Raw genomic sequence first — 16,989 nt, 5'->3', positions numbered from 1 at the left:
GCCATGGCCGGGGTCAACAGGGTTTTCGCAGCTCAGCTGTCCGGGTTGCCGGTTTTCGGCCCCGACGGCGAATCCATCGGCCGCGTACGCGACCTGGTCGCCGGGCTGCGGCTGGACGCCCAGCCGCCGCGGATCCTCGGCCTGGTCGTCGAACTGACCACCCGGCGGCGCGTCTTCGTCCCGATGCTGCGGGTCACCTCGATCGAGCCGACGGCCGTGACGCTCGCGACCGGCTCGGTCAACATGCGCCAGTTCAACCAGCGGCCCAACGAGGTGCTGGTGCTCGGCCAGCTGCTCGACGCGCACGCGTCGCTGGCCGGCTCCGGCACCCGGATCACCGTCGTCGACGCCGGGATGGAGCCGACCCGCACCCGTGACTGGGTGCTGGCGAAGCTGGCCATCCGCGAGCGGCGGGTCGGGCTGGGCCGCCGCCGGTCGGCGATGCAGGTGCTGCCGTGGTCGGAGGTGGCCGGGCTCGGGCTGAGCGACCTCGCCGTGCAGCCCCAGGGCGCCGGCCAGCTGCTCATGCTGTTCGACACCATGCGCCCGGCAGACATCGCCGCCACCGTGCGCGACCTGCCGCTGAAGCGCCGGCACGAGGTCGCCGACGCGATGGACGACGAGCGCCTCGCCGACGTCATCGAGGAACTGCCGGACGACGACCAGAAGGAGCTGCTGGCCTACCTGGCCGAGGAGCGCGCGGCCGACGTCCTGGAGGCGATGAACCCCGACGACGCCGCCGACCTGCTGGCCGAGCTGGCCCCGGCCGACCAGAGCCGGCTGCTGGAGCTGATGGAGCCGGAGGAGTCGGCGCCGGTCCGGCGGCTGCTGGAGTACTCGTCCGACACCGCGGGCGGCCTGATGACGCCGGAGCCGGTGGTGCTGACCCCGGACACGACGATCGCGGAGGCGCTCGCGCACATCCGCAACGCCGAGCTGCCGCCGGCCCTGGCCAGCATGGTGTTCGTCTGCCGCCCGCCGACCGCGACGCCGACCGGGCGGTACGTCGGCGTCGTGCACTTCCAGCGGCTGCTGCGGGAGCCGCCGGCGGAGCTGGTCGCCAGCGCCGTCGACACCGGCCTGCCGCCGCTGAAACCGGGCGCGCCGCTGGCCGAGGTCACGCGGTACTTCGCGGCCTACAACCTGACCTGCGGGCCGGTCGTCGACACCGAGGACCACCTGATCGGCGCGGTCACCGTCGACGACGTCCTCGACCACCTGCTGCCGGAGGACTGGCGGGAGACCGGGCTGCACGACACCTTGGAGGAAGACCGTGCCTGAGCTGACTTCGGGACGGCGGCTCGACCAGCCCCGCGGCCAGGCGCGGTTCCGGCTCAACATCGACCCCGACACGTTCGGCCGGTTCACCGAGCGGATCGCGCGGTTCCTGGGCACCGGGAAGTACCTGTTCTGGCAGACGCTGATCGTCGTCGTGTGGATCGTGCTGAACATCACGGCGGTGTCGCTGCAGTGGGACCCGTACCCGTTCATCCTGCTCAACCTGGCCTTTTCGACGCAGGCGGCGTACGCGGCGCCGTTGATCCTGCTGGCCCAGAACCGGCAGGACGACCGGGACCGCGTCTCCCTGGAGGAGGACCGGAACCGGGCGGCCCAGACGAAGGCGGACACGGAGTACCTGGCCCGGGAGCTGGCCGCGCTGCGGCTGGCGATCGGCGAAGTGGCGACGCGCGACTACCTGCGCAGCGAGCTGGACCGGCTGCGGGAGGACCTGGACGTAAAGCCCAAGAAACCCCGCACGCCTACCGGCTCGTAACATGGACGGGGTGACCAGTACGCAGCAGCTCCCCAGCGTCGACGACGTCCGCAGCGCGCTGAAGAGCGTGCAAGACCCCGAGATCCGGAAACCCATCACGGACCTGGGGATGGTCAAGGACGTGGTCGTCGCCGACGACGGCGTCGTGACGGTCGGGATCTACCTGACCGTGGCCGGCTGCCCGCTGAAGGCGACGCTGACCAACGACACCCGCGAAGCGGTTTCGAAGCTGCCGGGCGTGGTGGACGTGCGCGTCGAGCTGGACGTGATGAGCGACGAGCAGCGCTCCGAGCTGCGCAAGTCCCTGCGCGGCGACGCGGCGGAGCCGGTGATCCCGTTCGCGCAGCCGGGCTCGATGACCCGGGTGTACTGCGTGGCCTCGGGCAAGGGCGGCGTGGGCAAGTCGTCGGTGACGGTGAACCTGGCGGCGGCGATGGCCGCGCGCGGGCTGTCGGTGGGTGTCGTGGACGCGGACATCTACGGTCACTCGATCCCCCGCATGCTGGGCGCGCGCGAGAAGCCGACGAAGGTCGACACGATGATCATGCCGCCGCAGTCCCACGGCGTGAAGGTGATCTCGATCGGCATGTTCACCCCGGGCAACACCCCGGTGGTCTGGCGCGGCCCGATGCTGCACCGCGCGCTGCAGCAGTTCCTGGCCGACGTGTTCTGGGGCGACCTGGACATCCTGCTGCTGGACCTGCCCCCGGGCACGGGTGACATCGCGATCTCGGTGGCCCAGCTGATCCCGAACGCGGAGATCCTGGTGGTGACCACCCCCCAGCAGGCGGCGGCGGAGGTGGCCGAGCGCGCCGGCGCGATCGCGCTGCAGACGCGCCAGCGGGTGGCCGGGGTCATCGAGAACATGTCGTGGCTGGAGCAGGCCGACGGATCCCGCCTGGAGCTGTTCGGCTCCGGCGGCGGCCAGACGGTGGCCGACTCGCTGACGAAGTCGATCGGCTCGGAGGTCCCGCTCCTGGGCCAGGTCCCGATGGACCCCCGCATGGTCGCCCAGGGCGACGCGGGCGAGCCCCTGGTCCTGACCGAGCCGGAGGCCCCGGCGTCGCTGGTGCTGAAGGAAGCGGCGAAGAAGCTGACGGTGAAGGCCCGCGGGCTGGCGGGCATGATGCTGAACGTGACCCCGGCGGGCCGCTGACGCCTAACGACCGAAGGCCACCTCCCGCGGGAGGTGGCCTTCGGTGTTCCTAAGTCGCGTCCGGGTCGATCGGCGGGCGCTCCCCCGGCTTCAACGGCTCCGGCGCCGCCTGCGTCTGGGCGACCGGGTGCCCGTTCGACCCGTTGGTCCCGTTCGTGGTTCCGCCCAGGTTCGGGCTGCCGTTCGTGATGCCCTTCAGCCCCAGCGGGTCCGCGTCGCCGTCGAAGAGGTGCTGCGTCACCACTCGCTTCGGGTCGAAGTTGCGCAGGCCACGCAGGTCCTCCAGCGGCTTGCGCAGCTGGTCGAACTCCGGGCCCATCTCCTCGCGGAGCTGCTCCTTCGCGCCCGTGGCGAACTCGCGGACCTTGCGCACGCTCTTCGCGAGCCAGGACGCCGCCTCCGGCAGGCGTTCCGGGCCGAGGATGAAGAGACCGGCGATGATGAGGACGAGGATTTCCCCCCATCCGACACTGTCGAACACCCGTCTACCTCCGCTCGGAACCTACCCGCCCAGGGTACCCGTCCCGGCCCGCGCGGCGGCAGGCCGAACGCGGGAACTCAGTCGGAAGCCAGGGTTACGTCCACGACGAAGCTCGCGCCGTCGCGCGCGAGGGACACCGGGACCACTTCGCCGACGTCGTGCGCGCGGACCGCGACCGTCAGTTCGGCCGAGTCGCGCACGAGCCGGTTGCCGATCTTCGTGATCACGTCGCCCTCCTTGATGCCCGCGTTCGCCGCCGGGCCGCCGGGGGCGACGTTCTTGACCTGGGCGCCCATCGTCGACGAGCCCGCGACCGTCGAGGACGCGTTGATGCCGATGTCGGCGTGCTGGACCTTGCCGTCCTTGATCAGCGCCTTCGCGATTTTGATCGCGTAGTCGCTCGGGATGGCGAAGCCGATGCCGATGCTGCCGCCGTCCGCGCCCGCCGAGCGGATCGACGAGTTGATCCCGACCAGCGCGCCGGTGGAGTCGACGAGCGCGCCGCCCGAGTTGCCGTGGTTGATCGCGGCGTCGGTCTGGATGGCCTCGTAGGTGACCGGCGGGGCGCCGTTGTCGCCGCCGGCGGTGATCGGCCGGTTCAGCGCGCTGACGATGCCGGCGGTCACCGAGTTCTGCAGCGCCAGCGGCGAGCCGATCGCCATCACGGTGTCGCCGACCTGCAGGTCCGCGGACTTGCCGACCTGCAGCACGGTCGGGTTGGTGACGTTCACCTTCACGACGGCGAGGTCGGTCTTCTGGTCGGCGCCGACGAGCTTGGCCTCGGTGCGGGTGCCGTCGATGAAGACGGCGGTGACCTTGACGCCCGGGTCCGCGGCGGCGGAGGCGATGACGTGTTCGTTGGTGAGGATGTAGCCCTGCGGGTCGATCATCACGCCGGAGCCCTGCTCGCCGGATTCGGCGCCGGGCTTGAACACCTCGAGCGAGACGACGGCGGGCGCGACGCGCCGGGCGATCTCGGCGACCGAGCCGGCCGGCCGTTCCTTGCCCGCTTCGGCTTCGGAGATGGTGGCGGAACCGGTGAGCTCGTTGCCGGTGTTGCCGACCCACCAGCCGACGAAGCCACCGGCCGCGCCGACGAGCAGCGCGACGACACCGAGCAGGACGAGCGCCTTCGGCTGCACGCGCCGCCCGAAGAGCACCTCGGGCAGGCTCAGCAGCGCCCCGGGCGGCCGTTTGACCGGCTTTTCGTCGTCCTCGGCGGGCATGGCGGGCCCGGAGAGCACCGCGGCGGCCCCGGGATCGCGCCACGGGTCACGGGTGCCCGTCCACAGTGGCGGTTCGACGTCCGGCGCGTCACCGGTGGCTTCCCGCGGACGTTCGAGCAGCACACCTTCGGCCCCGGGCGGCCGCCGGAACGCCTCGGCGAGCGATTCGGGCGCGGGCGGGGCGAGGTTGACGCCGTTGGCCTTCTGGGGGGTGTAGAGCTTGTCGAACGCCCCGTCGACGCCGCGCGGCCGGCCGAACACGGCGGCCTGCGCCGGATCGACGGCCGGCCGCGCGAGCGGCCGCGGGCCCAGCCGGTCGGCTTCGCGCGCGCCGGGCTGCTCGGGATTCACGTTCGGCTCGGTCATCATTCCCCGGTGCAGAAGATCAGGTGGCTGGGCGTGACGATACCCAAGCCCAGTGCTCCGAGTCTGCCGGTCGGCGGGTGAAGTGGCTGTTTCTTGGGCGGGTTGCCCACAGCCCCGCCGTGATGTGGACAGAACGCCGGCGCGGAGTCGTCAACCCCGGCTACCAGGAGGCGGGGCGCCGAGCGATTCCAGGTCGCGGTCACGCTGCGCGAGGCGGGCGTCGTCCACAAACGCACGCGTCCTTACCGGCCACAGACCAACGGGCAGGTCGAGCGGTCCAATCGCACCCTGCTCGAAGAGTGGGCCTACGCACGCCCCTACCGCTCAGAACGTGAGCGACGAGATGCCTGTCCGGAATGGTTGCACACCTACAACCACCACCGCTGTTACACCGCACTCGGCGGCAAACCACCCGAGTCCCCAACCTCACCGGGCACTACGCCTAGGGAGGGCGGGGGCTGCGCTCAGCGAATGCCCGCCGGGACCGCCACCGGGGTCGTGCTCGGTGCCGTCGAAACCGGGGCCGGGTGCTGCGGCACGGCCATCTGGGCCGGCAGCAGGTTCGCCGGCTGCGGCGATCCGCCGCCCGTCTCAGGTGCTCCGTCACCGTCCGCCGACGTGCCCACCAGGGCCAGCGCGCTCAGCACCAGGCCCGAGACCACCACGCCCGCGCCCTGCGCCGCGCGGCGCTTGAAACGGCCGCCGCCGAGGACGTTCGGCGACTGGCCCAGGGGTGCCGATGATCCCAACGGCGCCACACCACCCAGCACGCCCGAGTCGCGCAGGCCGGCGACCCGGTCGGGGCGCTGGACCGCGACCAGCTGGCCGTCGGCGGTGATCGCCAGGTTGTCCGGGCTGCTCGGCAGCTCGGTGTGCTCGGGAATGGACTGCAGGCTCGCCAGGAACCCGGCCGACATCGACGGCGCCCCGGCGCGGCGGATGGTCTCGCCGGTCTGCCGCTGCGCGCGCACCTCGGCGGCGCACGCCGGGCAGCGGGTGATGTGCGACGCCGCGCGGTCGCGGGCGCCGTGGGTCAGTTCGCCGTCGACGAACGCCACCACGACGTCCGGCAGCAGGTGCGACTCGGGGAGTCCCCAGCCTCGCGGTGCGGTCATACCGTCACCTTCGCAGACTGCGGCGCGTAAGCGCGACGGCGCTCCAGCGAAGCGCGCAGCGCCTGACGGCCGCGGTGGATGCGGCTGCGGACGGTGCCGAGCTTGACGCCCAGGGTGGCGCCGATCTCCTCGTAGGACAGCCCCTCGACGTCACACAGCACGACGGCGGCGCGGAACTCCGGGGGCAGCTCGTCGAGCGCCGCCTGCAGGTCCGGGTCCAGGTGAGTGTCCGAGTAGACCTGTTCGGGGCTCGGGTCGTCGCCCACGATGCGGTCGGTGTCTTCGGGCAGGCCTTCCATCCGCACGCGCGACCGGCGGCGGGCCATGTCCAGGAAGAGGTTGGTGGTGATCCGGTGCAGCCAGCCCTCGAACGTGCCGGGCTTGTAGGAGGCCAGCGAGCGGAACACCCGGATGAAGGTCTCCTGCGTCAGGTCCTCGGCGTCGTGGGTGTTACCGGTGAGGCGGTAGGCGAGCCGGTAGACGCGGTCACCGTGTTCGCGCACGACCTCGTCCCAGGACGGCGGCGTCCAGGCCGCCTCGTCCAGGGTCACCGGCTCGGCCTCGGCAACGGCGTTCTGCATAGCGGGAGCAGGCACCTCCATCTGCGTTTCTCCTGTCTGCTCCACCCAACGCGGGTCGTCGGCACGGTGTTCCCGTGTGGTCGGATTTCAGTCTGTCCGGGTTCCTTATGGTTCTAGTGAGACTGGACTGAGAGCAGGCTGAGAACTTCTTCCCGGGTGCTTACCAGGGAGCCTGCGCGGATTTATCGACAACCAACGCTAACCTCCGTGCGTGAACACGCCCACCCCTGCGGCCGCACCGGCCGATTCCGGGTTCGTCGACGGGTACCTGCCCGACGACGAGGTGCTGTCCGCGGCCCGAGCCAGGGCCGAGGACCTGGGCTGCACCCCGCTGAGCGCGGGTGCGGGCGCGACGTTGCGTTTCCTGGCCGCGACGCTGTGCGCGAAGGCGGTGGTCGAGGTGGGCACGGGCGCGGGGGTGAGCGGCCTGAGCCTCCTGCGCGGAATGGCCCCGGACGGCGTCCTGACCTCGATCGACGTGGAGCCGGAGTACCAGCGAGCGGCCCGCACGACGTTCCGCGAGGCGGGCTTCGCACCGGGCCGCACCCGCTTGATCATCGGCCGCGCGTTGGACGTGTTGCAGCGCCTCACCCCGGGCGGCTACGACCTGGTGTTCGTGGATTCGGCGCACATCGAGTACCCGGGCTGTTACGAGCTGGGAGTATCGCTGCTGCGACGCGGCGGGATCATCGCGTTCCACAACGTACTGGCGGGCGGCCGGGTGATCGACCCGTCGCACCGAGACCCGGAGACGCTGGCCCTGCGCGAGGTGGCCAGGGCGTTCCGCGAGGACGAACGCCTGGTCCCGGCCCTGCTGCCGGTGGGCGGCGGGCTGCTGGTGGGAGCGGCTACCTGAGTTGTCCACAGGTCGGCAGGGCTGTGGACAAGGAGCTGCTCGCGGGGGTTTTCGTGGGTGGGGCCCGATAGAATGGACCAAGGGGGAGCCCCCAAGGGAGGGCGGGCGCCGGAGGTGCCCACGACGGCACCCAAACCCCAAACCCCCAACCTCAGACGCCCGACCCCGACGCCCGACCCCGCCGCGCGAGCCGCGCCGGAGCGCGAAAAGGGAGACCGCCAGAAGCGGCGGCCAGAGGTCGAGACCCGAAGCTGACCACGACGGCACCCAGACCCCCCGCAACCCCGATCCGAAGCCAGAACACGGCCGGCGGCGCCGGGTCAAGGCATCTTTCCCGCCTTGACGCGGTGCCGCCGGCCGTAGTCACAATCGAGCTTCGGGGTGCCGAGACCATCCAATCGCCGCCTTCAACGCAGCGACCCCAAACCGGCGGCTTCTGAGGTGGCGAGCCCAGCCGCCCCTTCAACGCAGCGACGCCAAATCGGCCCCTTCAACGCAGCGAAGCCCAACCGGCGCCCTTCAACCCGGCGAGACCCCAACCTCACCCCGCACCCACCAGCTCCAACCGCCCCGAGCGCACCCGCGTCCCCACCCCCACCACGGCCACCGCAACCCCCAGCCACACCACCACAACCCCAACCAGCCACCCCCACCCCGCATGCCCGTAAACCCAAGCCCCAGCCGCCCCACCAACGCTGCTACCCAGGTAATACGTCGCCGTGTACATCCCACCGACCTGTCCCCGCGCCCCCTCCGGCGCATCCGCCGCCGCCCACCCGTTAGCCACCGCATGAGCCGCGAAGAACGCGCACGTCAGCACCAAGAACCCCGCGATGACCAGCGGCAACGAGTCCGGCAGCGTCAACACCGCCCCCACCGCGGTCAACAACAACGCACCCACCAACGCCCGACGCCGGCCCACCAAAGCCACCAGCCGTCCCGCAGCCGCCGAGGACACTGAACCCGTCGCATACGCCAGGAACACCAGCGACGCGACCGCCGGCGACAACCCGAGAGGTTCCCCCGTCAACCGGAACCCGGCAGCGTTGTACAACGCGACGAACGACCCCATCGCCAGCAGCGCGACCGCGTACTGAGCCAACAAAACCGGCTTGCTCAAGGCCGTCAGAAGCCCCCGCCCCACGCCGCCGGCCCGCACAGCACGACGCCCCGGCGGCAAAGCGACAACAGTGACCGCCGAGCACACCGCGCCCACCGCAGCAACGACGAACAGCGCCCCACGCCACCCGAGCGGCCCCGCGGTGAACCCACTGGCCAGCCGCCCGAGCATCCCGCCGATCGTGTTGCCGGCGATCATCGCGCCCACCGCCGCCGCGACACCCGCCCGGCCCAGGCGTTCGGCCAGGTAGGCCGCCGCCACCCCGGGAAACCCGGCGATGGCCACGCCCTGCAGCGCACGCAGAACCAGCAACGCCGGATACGTCGGCATCAGCGGCAGCAGCAACCCGATCACCACCGACGCAATGACCGACGTCAGGATCACCGGCCGCCGCCCGACCACCTCCGACAACGCCGCGATCGGCAGGACGGCGATCGCGAGCGCACCGGTCGCCACGCTGACCGCGAGCGCCGCACCACCGGGATCGAGGTGGTACTGCGCGGCGAGCTGCGGCAACACCGGCTGCGGCGCGTAGAGCAGGGCGAACGAAGAAATCCCGGCCGCGGCGACGGCGGTCTTGACTCGACGGGTGGAGGTCACCACCCGAAAGTAAGCAGCCCTAACCAATACGTCCAATGCACGACGCTGGCAGGATCGATGCAATGACGTATGACTCGCTGTCCGCCCAGGTGGCGCCGCACCTGCCGTTGCTCGCCGCCCTGCGGGAGACGAGGAACGTCACACGCGCGGCCGAACTGCTGGGCGTGCCCCAGCCCACCGTCAGCCGCCGCCTCGCCGCACTGGCCGACGCGCTCGGCGCACCCCTGACGGTCCCGGACGGCCGCGGCATCCGCCTGACGCGCGCGGCGGAACTGCTCGCCGAAGCAGCCGAGCGCGGCCTGGCGGCGGTCGACACCGGCGTCCGGCTGGCACGCGAGGAGGTGTCGCCGGAGTCGGGGCACGTCGTGCTGGGGTTCTTGCACCTCCTCGGGCGGTCGCTGGTGCCGTCGCTGCTGCGCGGGTACCGCGCGCGGTACCCGGGGGTGCGGTTCACGCTGGTGCAGGGCTCGCGGCAGGACATGGTCGACCGCCTGGCGGGCGGCGAACTGGACCTGGCCCTGGTGGCGCCGCTGCCCACCGTCCCGGCGCTGGCCTGCGCGGGCCTGGTCGACGAGGAGATCCTGCTGTCGGTCCCGGCGGGCCACCGGCTGGCCGGGCGCGAGTCGGTGCGCGTGGCGGAGCTGGCGGACGAGGAGTTCGTGCTGCTGGAGCAGGGATACGGCGTCCGGACGCTGACGGACGAGCTCTGCGCGGCGGCGGGTTTCATGCCGCGGATCGCGTTCGAGGGCCAGGAGTCGGACACCGTGCGCGGCCTGGTGGCGGCGGGCCTGGGGGTGGCGCTGCTGCCGCGGTTCGGGCCGGGCACGCCGGCGGGGGTGGCGGAAGTGCCGCTTTCGCCGCCGCCGTACCGGACGATCGGGCTGGTGTGGCGGGCCGAGGAGCCGATGACGCCGGCGGTCGGCGGGTTCCGCGACCACGTCCTGGCGCAGGCCTGACGGCTGTCGTACGCCGCGCGGGCCGCGTCGATGTCCGGGAGGTGCGCGATGCTCCGCTCAAAGCAGGGGTGCGGCGGCTTCGCGCAGCGTCCGGCCCATCGATGTCACCCCCACCGGAGAATCCCCCGCCGCTCCCTGGGGGCCCTATGTGGTTGTCAAGCCGCAGCGGGAGCGGGTTGGCGGTAGTGGGTGCCGTTGCAGAGCATGGCGTAGAGGACGTCGCAGCGGCGGCGGGCCAGGCAGATCAACGCGGCGTTGTGTTTTTTTTGCCCTCGGCTCGTTTGCGGTCGTAGTAAGTCCGGCTGGTCGGATCAGCCAGGGCTGCGAAGGCGGCGAGGAAGAACGCGCGTTTGAGCTGGCGGTTGCGGGTTCGGGCGGGATGCTCGCCTTTGATGCTGGTGCCGGAGCTGCGGGTGACCAGGGCGATGCCGGCGTAGGCGGCGAGGTGCCCGGAAGAGGCGAAGTAGGAGGCGTCGCCGACCTCGAGCAGGATGCGGGCTGCGGTCCTGACGCCGATGCCGGGCATCGGCGTCAGGACCCCGGCAAGAGGGTGGGCATCAAGTATTCCCTCGACCTGCTCGGCGACCTGTTTGCGCTGCAGGAGCACGGTTTCAAGCTGTCGGCCCGCCGCGGGAGCACGGTGTCCGCGGCGGCGATGCCCGGGACGGTGACCGTCTGCTCGCCCAGCGCAGCCATGATCGACTCAACCAGCTTGTCGCCCAGACGGGGCGCATGGATCTTGGCGATCGCGGTGAATTTGCGGAGGCCGGCCTTGGCGATCCCGGCCGGGCCGCCGCAGCGGGAGAGGATTTCCAGCACCGCCGGGTGGCTGATCCGCGGGCCGATCGCGTGCTCGAGAGCGGGGTGGATGCCGGTGAGCAGCCCGCGGATGTGGTTGCTGATCCGGGTGGCTTCGCCGGCCAGGTCGTCGTCGAACCCGACCAGCACCTCCAGCTCCGCGATCGCCTCATCACCGACGTCGACCGGGCGCAGCGTGTGGGGCAGCGAGCGGGCGGCGGCGATGACGAACGCGTCCCGGGCGTCGGTTTTGGCGCGGGCCGGGGTAGAGGTCGGGGATGCGGCGCATCGCCAGGCCGGACAGGTAGGCGACCTGATGCCCGGCCGCGCGGGCGACCGCGACCGGCAGCGCCCCGATGGTGGCGGGCTGGTCGACCACGACCAGCAGGGTTTCATGCGCGGCGAGCGTGTCGAACAGGGCTTTCAGCTTCGGTTCGGTGTTGGGCAGCGGCCCGTCGTGCAGTCGCTTCCCGTCGGGGTCGAGACCGACCGCGTGGTGGGCTTCCTTGCCGACGTCCAGGCCGAGGAACACGCTTTAAGTGCTGCTCATCCACCATGCCGTTCGTTCGCCGCGATGTGGTCGCCGATCGGGCATCGAGCGCCGGCACCCACGTTACGACGTGACCTACCTTGCGGTGGCCGTGTCCCTATCAGCGGTCGGTCGATGCCACCAGACCCGGTGACACCACCCCCCGGATCATGCCTGCGACTGGGGGCGTCAGTCATGCCGGGCCTGGTGACCACAGCTCCTTGATCAGGAACCACGAAAAACGGTAACGGGGCGTCCCCAGGTCCATTCTATCGGCGACCACCGACAAAACCGCCCCGAGCAGCCAGTTGTCCACAGCCCGGCCGAACTGTGGGCAAACCTCAGCCCAGCGAAGCCGCCAGCTCCACCAGCGTCCGCGCCGCGAAGCCCGTCGCCCCCGGGACCACCTCGTCGTAGTTCTTCTCCGAGCGCGCCGGGCCGGCGATGTCCAAGTGCGCCCACGGCAGCCCCGCCGTGAACTCCCGCAGGAACAACGCCGCCGTGATGCCGCCCGGGCCGCCCGGTGTCTGGCGGACGTCGCCGAAGTCGCCGCGGACGTTCTCCGCGTAGTCCTCCACCAGGGGCATTCGCCACCACGCCTCGCCCACCCGGGCGCCCGCCGCGACCACCGCCGCCGCCAGGGATGAATCCGAGGCGAACAACCCGCCCGTTCGCAGGCCCAGCGACACCTTCATCGCGCCCGTCAGCGTTGCCGCGTCGACCACGTAGTCCGGGGTGAACTTGCGGATTCCGTACGCCAGCGCGTCGGCCAGGACCATCCGGCCCTCCGCGTCCGTGTTGCCCACCTCGGTCGTCTTGCCGCCGTAGTGGCGGACGATGTCGCCCGGGCGGTACGACGAACCCGAGACGTGGTTCTCCGCGCACGGGACCAGCGCCGTCACCCGGACCGGCAGCCCCAGCGCCGCGATCGCGCGGGTCGCCGCGATCACCGCCGCGCCGCCCGCCATGTCCGTGCGCATCAGGTGCATGCCGTCGGCCGGCTTGATCGACAAGCCGCCCGTGTCGAACGTGATGCCCTTGCCGACCAGCAGCAGGTGCCGGGTCGCGCCCGCCGGCTTGTACGTCATCTCGACCAGCCGGGGCGGCCGCGCCGAACCGCCGCCGACGGCCAGGACGCCGCCGAAACCCTCCGCCGCCAGCCACTTCTCGTCCCGGACCGTCACTTCGACGCGCGGACCGGCCACGCGGGCCGCGGTGTCGGCCAGCCAGGCCGGCGTCTTCACGTTGGACGGCGTGTTCGCGAGGTCGCGGGTCAGCGCCGTCGCCGCCGCGAGCGCCGAAGCCCGCTCGACCAGCGCGGGCAGCGCCGGGTCTGCCGACACGAGCCGAATGGTCCGCACCACCGGCTTGGGTTCCTCGGCGGTCACCTTGAACCGGTAGCCGCCGAGCAGCAGGCCCAGCACCAGCTCGGTCACGTGCTCGCCGGACGCCTCCTCGGGCAGCTCCAGCTGCACCGCGCGGAACGCCTTGCCACCGCTTTCGACGTCTTCAGCCAGCGAAGCGTGCACGGCACGGACCAGGGCCGCGCCGGTCTTGCGGTACTGCTTCGGCTCGCCGTCGCCCAGCCCCGCCACCCAGCGCGGGCCGGCGCCGGGGAGCGTCTGGACGTCACCCGCCTTGCCGCTGATCCGGACGCCCTCGAGCTCCAGGGGCTCGACGTCATCGTTGTCGGGCGCGGCCACCAGCCGGGCCGTCGGGAGGCCGCGGCGGAGTTGGTCCGCGACCTCGATGTCGAGCAGGGTAGCCGGAACGGGCGGTAGCGGATTACGCACAGTGAGCAACCTTCGGGCGCAGAGGAACCGCGACCCCGGCCTCCGAAGGGAGACCGGGGTGCGACGGAAGGACGGATCGAGGGAGCCGGCTCAGCCGGTGACCTCCGCCAGTGCGGCGCCGAGGTCCTTCGCTTCTTCCGCGGAGAGTTCGACGACGAGTCGCCCACCACCCTCGAGCGGTACGCGCATCACGAGGCCCCGCCCCTCCTTAGTCACTTCGAGGGGACCATCTCCGGTCCGGGGCTTCATGGCCGCCATAGCGTGCTCCCTCCGTCTCAACCGGCGCGCCCGGGTCGCGCTCGCGTGAAAGCCAGCCGGGTCTGGTGTCCATTGTCCCTCATCAGCGGCCGGGCGCATCAGCGGAGGGGATCTTTTGCCGCCGTATCGGTGCTGGTATGCGGCCCGCGCGAGGTGGAAGACTCTCGGGCGACCGAAGTTTTCCGCGCAAGGAGAAGACGTGACCACATCCGACGTCCTGTTGACCGCCGACGCCGACGGGGTGCGCACCCTCACCCTCAACCGGCCGCAGGCGTACAACTCGCTGACCGTGGAGCTGAAGGAAGCACTGCTCTCGGCGCTGCGCGAGGCGTCCGGCGACGAAGCCGTCCGCGCGGTCGTGCTGACCGGTTCCGGCAAGGCGTTCTGCGCCGGGCAGGACCTCAAGGAGCACGTGGGACTGCTGCAAGCGGGTGACCCCGCCCCGCTACAGACCGTGAAGGAGCACTACAACCCGATCGTCAAGGCGATCGTGTCGATGGAGAAGCCGGTGATCGCGGCGGTCAACGGCACCGCCGCCGGCGCCGGTGCCGCCTTCGCCTACGCCAGCGACCTGCGGATCGCCGCCGAGTCGTCGTCGTTCCTGATGGCCTTCGCCAACGTCGGGCTGGGCCCGGACTCGGGCGCGTCCTGGACGCTGCAGCGGCTGGTCGGCCTCGGGCGGGCCGCCGAGCTGATGCTGCTGGCCCGGACCGTCGACGCGGCCGAGGCGCTGCGGCTCGGCCTGGTCGGCGAGGTCGTGCCGGACGCGGAACTCGCGGCCCGCGCCCAGCAGGTGGCGGCGAAGCTCGCGGCCGGCCCGACCGTGGCCTACGCGAAGATCAAGAGCGTGCTCAACCTGGCCGCGCAGTCGACGTTCGAGGAAGCCCTCGACGCCGAGGACGCCGCCCAGGCCGCGCTCGGCGCGACCGCCGACCACACCGAGGCCGTCGAAGCCTTCGTCGGCAAGCGCAAGCCCACCTTCCAGGGCAAGTAAGCAGTCTGCCGCGGCTGGTCGTGAGTGTTTAGGCGGGTTCTAACCCGCCTAAACACTCACGAGGCGCGGAAGCAGCCGGAGACGTGGTCGTCGACCATGCCGGTGGCCTGCATCAGCGCGTAGCAGGTCGTCGGGCCGAGGAAGACGAAGCCGCGCTTCTTGAGCTCCTTGGCCATCGCCTTGGACTCGTCCGTGATGGCCGGGACGTCGGCCATCGTGCGAGGACGGACGTGCGAAGCGGGCGCGAACGACCACAGCAGCTCGTCCAGTGGGGTGTCCAGGGAAGCGATCGCCCGAGCGTTGTTGATCGCGGCCAGGATCTTCGCCCGGTTCCGCACGATCGATGCGTCCTGCATCAGCCGCTCGACGTCGGCGTCGCCGAACTTCGCCACCTTCGCCGGCTTGAACTGCTTGAACGCCTTCCGGAAGCCCTCCCGCTTGCGCAGGATCGTGATCCACGACAGCCCCGACTGGAACGACTCGAGGCAGAGCCGCTCGTACAGCTCGTCCTGCCCGTGGAGCGGCACGCCCCACTCCGTGTCGTGGTACTCGACGTAGTCCGGCGCCGAATTGCCCCAGCTGCACCGCGCGACGCCGTCGGCGCCGGCCAGTTCACTCATTCCCACCCACCGAATAGTCCTCCGCGAACCGCGCGAACCGCCGCAGCGACTGGCGCACCCCCAGCGCGAACGCCGGCCGCACCACCGGCCAGCCGAGCCGGCCCAACGGCCCGAACGGCAGCCGCAGGTGCTCGGCCCAGACGAACGTCGAGCGCGTCGCGCCCTTGGCGACGACCTGGAACGTGCCCGTGCCCTGCACGAAGCTGCCGAGGTGCCGGACCGCGCACCGCACCGGCGGCTCCCAGCTGGTGATCTCCATGGTGTCGGTGAAGCCGATGCCGGCGACCCCGGTGAACGCCGAAAGCCGCGACCCGACGCTGCGGCCGTTGCCCTCGACGACCTCGACCTCGGTGCCGAGCATCCACTCGCCCTGGCGGGTCCAGTCGGTCAGAGCGAGCCAGGTCGTCCCGGCCGGGGCGCGGACGTCGACCGAAAGCACCAGGTCCGTCACGGGGCGGCCTCGGGCGAGCTCTCCCGCTCCGGCTCGCGCTGCTCCAGTTCGGCGACCCGGGCCCGCAGCTCGTCGATTTCGACGCCGAGCCGCCGCACCACCCAGTCCACTTCGGACATCTTGTAGCCGCGGAAGACCAGCTGGAACCGGACGTCGGTCAGGTCCTCGCCGGTGATGTCCTCGGCGGGCAGCCGCGTGGGCGAGCTGCCCGGCGGCAGCGGGGCGAGCTCCTCACCCCGGCCGAACACCACCGCGGCGAGCAGGAACACCACGGCCGCCACCAGCAGCATGACTACGAGGTAGATCAGCGCGGTCGTCACGCGACGATCGTGGCATACCCACCCCACGACCGTCTCGCGAGCACGACGAGCCGGACGGAAAGGAGCACCCAGGCGACCATCAGCAGGACGCAGGGAACGCTCAGGAACAGCCGCGAGACGTCGACGAGGCCGGTCGAGCCGATGACCAGCCCCACCGAGGCCAGGTTGATGCCGACGGCCAGCGCGATCAGCGCGCCGCAGAACCGCGCGAGCCGGACGGCGTCGAGCCGGCGTGACAGCCACCGGATGCCGACCAGGGCGATCACGCCGATTACCGGCACGACGAACACGGCGCCGTGCGTGGCGTGCGCGATCACGCGGTACCACTCCGGCGTCGGCGTCGAAAGTTTCGTCCACTCACCGAAGGTGAGGATCCGCGCGTAGTCCCACGCGATCTGCATCGCCGGGACGCCCAGCACGAGCTTCCACAGCGTGCGGACGCCGCTGAGCATGCCGAGCTCGGCCTGGTAGTCGCGGGCGACGACGGCCGCGGGGCCGAAGTCGGCGACCGCCCGGCGCTCGGCCTCCTCGTCGGTCCAGCCGCCGGCGCGGTAGGCGTCGGCGGCGTCGTGCAAGCCGTCACGGGCCTCTTCGAGCAGGTCGGCCTTGAACCGGCCGCAGCCGTGCAGCCGGCGGTCCAGGTCCCCCAGGTACGCGTCGATCATGCTTCCAGCACTCCCCCGATGACCGCGGTGAAGTCCCGCCAGTCCGCGCGTTCGGCGGCCAGGGCCTGCTCGCCGGAGTGGGTCAGGCGATAGGTCCGCCGTTTGCGGCCGGACACGACGTCCCATTCGCTGGCCAGCCAGCCGGCCCGCTCGAGCCGGCGCAGCGCCGGGTACACGGTGCCGGTCGGCAGGTCGAGCGCGCCGTCGCTGCGCAGCTGGAGCGCCTCGATGATCGCGTAGCCGTGCAGTTTCCGGCCGTCGAGCACGGCCAGCAGCAACGCGTCGAGGTGCCCGCGCAGGGTGTCCGCCTTCATGAGTACGCAGTCTACA

General features: G+C 71.5%; 18 protein-coding genes and 2 pseudogenes. 7 read left to right on the top strand and 13 right to left on the bottom strand.

All coding sequences use genetic code 11. The features are described from left to right. The first annotated feature begins 3 nt into the window (after positions 1-3). Genes ABZW17_RS32045 through ABZW17_RS32035 form a run of 3 tightly spaced genes read left to right on the top strand, consistent with a single transcriptional unit; the run spans position 4 to position 2,930 of the window. The gene (locus ABZW17_RS32045; protein ID WP_354822577.1) at positions 4-1,281 is read left to right on the top strand and encodes a CBS domain-containing protein; all 1,278 of its coding nucleotides are present in this window, start codon (positions 4-6) and stop codon (positions 1,279-1,281) included. Continuing rightward, positions 1,274-1,774: a DUF1003 domain-containing protein gene (locus ABZW17_RS32040; protein ID WP_354822575.1), complete on the top strand. Its 501-nt coding sequence runs from the start codon at positions 1,274-1,276 to the stop codon at positions 1,772-1,774. The genes ABZW17_RS32045 and ABZW17_RS32040 overlap by 8 nt, the downstream gene beginning before the upstream one ends. 10 nt (positions 1,775-1,784) lie before the next feature. Then, complete coding sequence (locus ABZW17_RS32035; protein WP_354822573.1) at positions 1,785-2,930, top strand: P-loop NTPase; 1,146 nt, start codon at positions 1,785-1,787, stop codon at positions 2,928-2,930. 49 nt (positions 2,931-2,979) lie between these two features. On the opposite strand, the gene tatB is transcribed toward ABZW17_RS32035, so the two are convergent. Then, the gene (gene tatB / locus ABZW17_RS32030) at positions 2,980-3,411 is read right to left on the bottom strand and encodes a Sec-independent protein translocase protein TatB (RefSeq protein WP_354822571.1); all 432 of its coding nucleotides are present in this window, start codon (positions 3,409-3,411) and stop codon (positions 2,980-2,982) included. Between the two features lie 77 nt (positions 3,412-3,488). Further along, positions 3,489-5,006 carry a trypsin-like peptidase domain-containing protein gene (locus ABZW17_RS32025; protein WP_354822569.1) on the bottom strand — a complete coding sequence of 506 codons (1,518 nt, stop codon included), beginning with the start codon at positions 5,004-5,006 and terminating at the stop codon, positions 3,489-3,491. Positions 5,007-5,219: 213 nt separating this feature from the next. On the opposite strand from ABZW17_RS32025, the pseudogene ABZW17_RS32020 reads away from it, so the two are divergent. Next, positions 5,220-5,449: pseudogene (locus ABZW17_RS32020) on the top strand (integrase core domain-containing protein); the annotation flags it as partial. Between the two features lie 18 nt (positions 5,450-5,467). Here the strand turns inward: ABZW17_RS32020 and ABZW17_RS32015 are convergent. After that, positions 5,468-6,118, bottom strand: a complete 651-nt coding sequence (locus tag ABZW17_RS32015; RefSeq protein WP_354822567.1) for a hypothetical protein — start codon at positions 6,116-6,118, stop codon at positions 5,468-5,470. Next, positions 6,115-6,720, bottom strand: a complete 606-nt coding sequence (gene sigE / locus ABZW17_RS32010) for an RNA polymerase sigma factor SigE (protein ID WP_354822565.1) — start codon at positions 6,718-6,720, stop codon at positions 6,115-6,117. The genes ABZW17_RS32015 and sigE overlap by 4 nt, the downstream gene beginning before the upstream one ends. A gap of 190 nt (positions 6,721-6,910) precedes the next feature. Here sigE and ABZW17_RS32005 point away from each other — a divergent pair, with 190 nt between their 5' ends. Continuing rightward, entirely contained in the window at positions 6,911-7,555 is a 645-nt protein-coding gene (locus ABZW17_RS32005; RefSeq protein ID WP_354822563.1) for an O-methyltransferase, read from the top strand. A gap of 541 nt (positions 7,556-8,096) precedes the next feature. Here the strand turns inward: ABZW17_RS32005 and ABZW17_RS32000 are convergent. Next, positions 8,097-9,275: an MFS transporter gene (locus ABZW17_RS32000; RefSeq protein ID WP_354822561.1), complete on the bottom strand. Its 1,179-nt coding sequence runs from the start codon at positions 9,273-9,275 to the stop codon at positions 8,097-8,099. A 62-nt stretch (positions 9,276-9,337) separates the two neighbouring features. Here ABZW17_RS32000 and ABZW17_RS31995 point away from each other — a divergent pair, with 62 nt between their 5' ends. After that, a complete protein-coding gene (locus tag ABZW17_RS31995) occupies positions 9,338-10,231 on the top strand; it encodes a LysR family transcriptional regulator (RefSeq protein ID WP_354822559.1) in 894 nt (297 codons plus the stop codon). 155 nt (positions 10,232-10,386) lie between these two features. Here ABZW17_RS31995 and ABZW17_RS31990 read toward each other — a convergent pair. The 3 genes and pseudogenes from ABZW17_RS31990 to ABZW17_RS31980 form a co-directional block, all read right to left on the bottom strand. Beyond that, positions 10,387-11,561 (bottom strand): annotated as a pseudogene (locus tag ABZW17_RS31990) (IS110 family transposase). Positions 11,562-11,899: 338 nt separating this feature from the next. Continuing rightward, positions 11,900-13,351 carry a M17 family metallopeptidase gene (locus ABZW17_RS31985; RefSeq protein WP_354822557.1) on the bottom strand — a complete coding sequence of 484 codons (1,452 nt, stop codon included), beginning with the start codon at positions 13,349-13,351 and terminating at the stop codon, positions 11,900-11,902. Positions 13,352-13,441: 90 nt separating this feature from the next. Beyond that, positions 13,442-13,609, bottom strand: a complete 168-nt coding sequence (locus ABZW17_RS31980; RefSeq protein WP_013222969.1) for a DUF3117 domain-containing protein — start codon at positions 13,607-13,609, stop codon at positions 13,442-13,444. Positions 13,610-13,808: 199 nt separating this feature from the next. Between ABZW17_RS31980 and ABZW17_RS31975 the strand changes: the two genes are divergently transcribed. Further along, positions 13,809-14,603 carry an enoyl-CoA hydratase-related protein gene (locus ABZW17_RS31975; RefSeq protein ID WP_354822555.1) on the top strand — a complete coding sequence of 265 codons (795 nt, stop codon included), beginning with the start codon at positions 13,809-13,811 and terminating at the stop codon, positions 14,601-14,603. Between the two features lie 56 nt (positions 14,604-14,659). Here the strand turns inward: ABZW17_RS31975 and ABZW17_RS31970 are convergent, their stop codons facing one another. From ABZW17_RS31970 to ABZW17_RS31950, 5 genes are read right to left on the bottom strand one after another with little or no spacing between them, the layout of a single operon-like run. Beyond that, on the bottom strand, positions 14,660-15,223 hold the full coding sequence (locus ABZW17_RS31970) for a DNA-3-methyladenine glycosylase I (RefSeq protein WP_354822553.1): 564 nt from the start codon (positions 15,221-15,223) through the stop codon (positions 14,660-14,662). Next, positions 15,216-15,674 (bottom strand): SRPBCC family protein, encoded by a 459-nt coding sequence (locus tag ABZW17_RS31965; protein WP_354822551.1) that lies wholly within the window; start codon positions 15,672-15,674, stop codon positions 15,216-15,218. Before ABZW17_RS31965 ends, ABZW17_RS31970 begins: the two co-directional genes overlap by 8 nt. Next, positions 15,671-15,994: a DivIVA domain-containing protein gene (locus tag ABZW17_RS31960; protein WP_354822549.1), complete on the bottom strand. Its 324-nt coding sequence runs from the start codon at positions 15,992-15,994 to the stop codon at positions 15,671-15,673. Before ABZW17_RS31960 ends, ABZW17_RS31965 begins: the two co-directional genes overlap by 4 nt. Continuing rightward, positions 15,991-16,659 carry a permease prefix domain 1-containing protein gene (locus ABZW17_RS31955; protein ID WP_354822547.1) on the bottom strand — a complete coding sequence of 223 codons (669 nt, stop codon included), beginning with the start codon at positions 16,657-16,659 and terminating at the stop codon, positions 15,991-15,993. The genes ABZW17_RS31960 and ABZW17_RS31955 overlap by 4 nt, the downstream gene beginning before the upstream one ends. Continuing rightward, positions 16,656-16,973, bottom strand: a complete 318-nt coding sequence (locus tag ABZW17_RS31950) for a helix-turn-helix transcriptional regulator (protein WP_354822545.1) — start codon at positions 16,971-16,973, stop codon at positions 16,656-16,658. The genes ABZW17_RS31955 and ABZW17_RS31950 overlap by 4 nt, the downstream gene beginning before the upstream one ends. Positions 16,974-16,989 lie beyond the last annotated feature (16 nt).

The sequence above is a fragment of the Amycolatopsis sp. NPDC004625 genome, assembly GCF_040609695.1.
GTDB lineage: Bacteria > Actinomycetota > Actinomycetes > Mycobacteriales > Pseudonocardiaceae > Amycolatopsis.
Note: the sequence above shows the minus strand (reverse complement) of the source record. Positions and strands in the feature narration are given on the sequence as shown.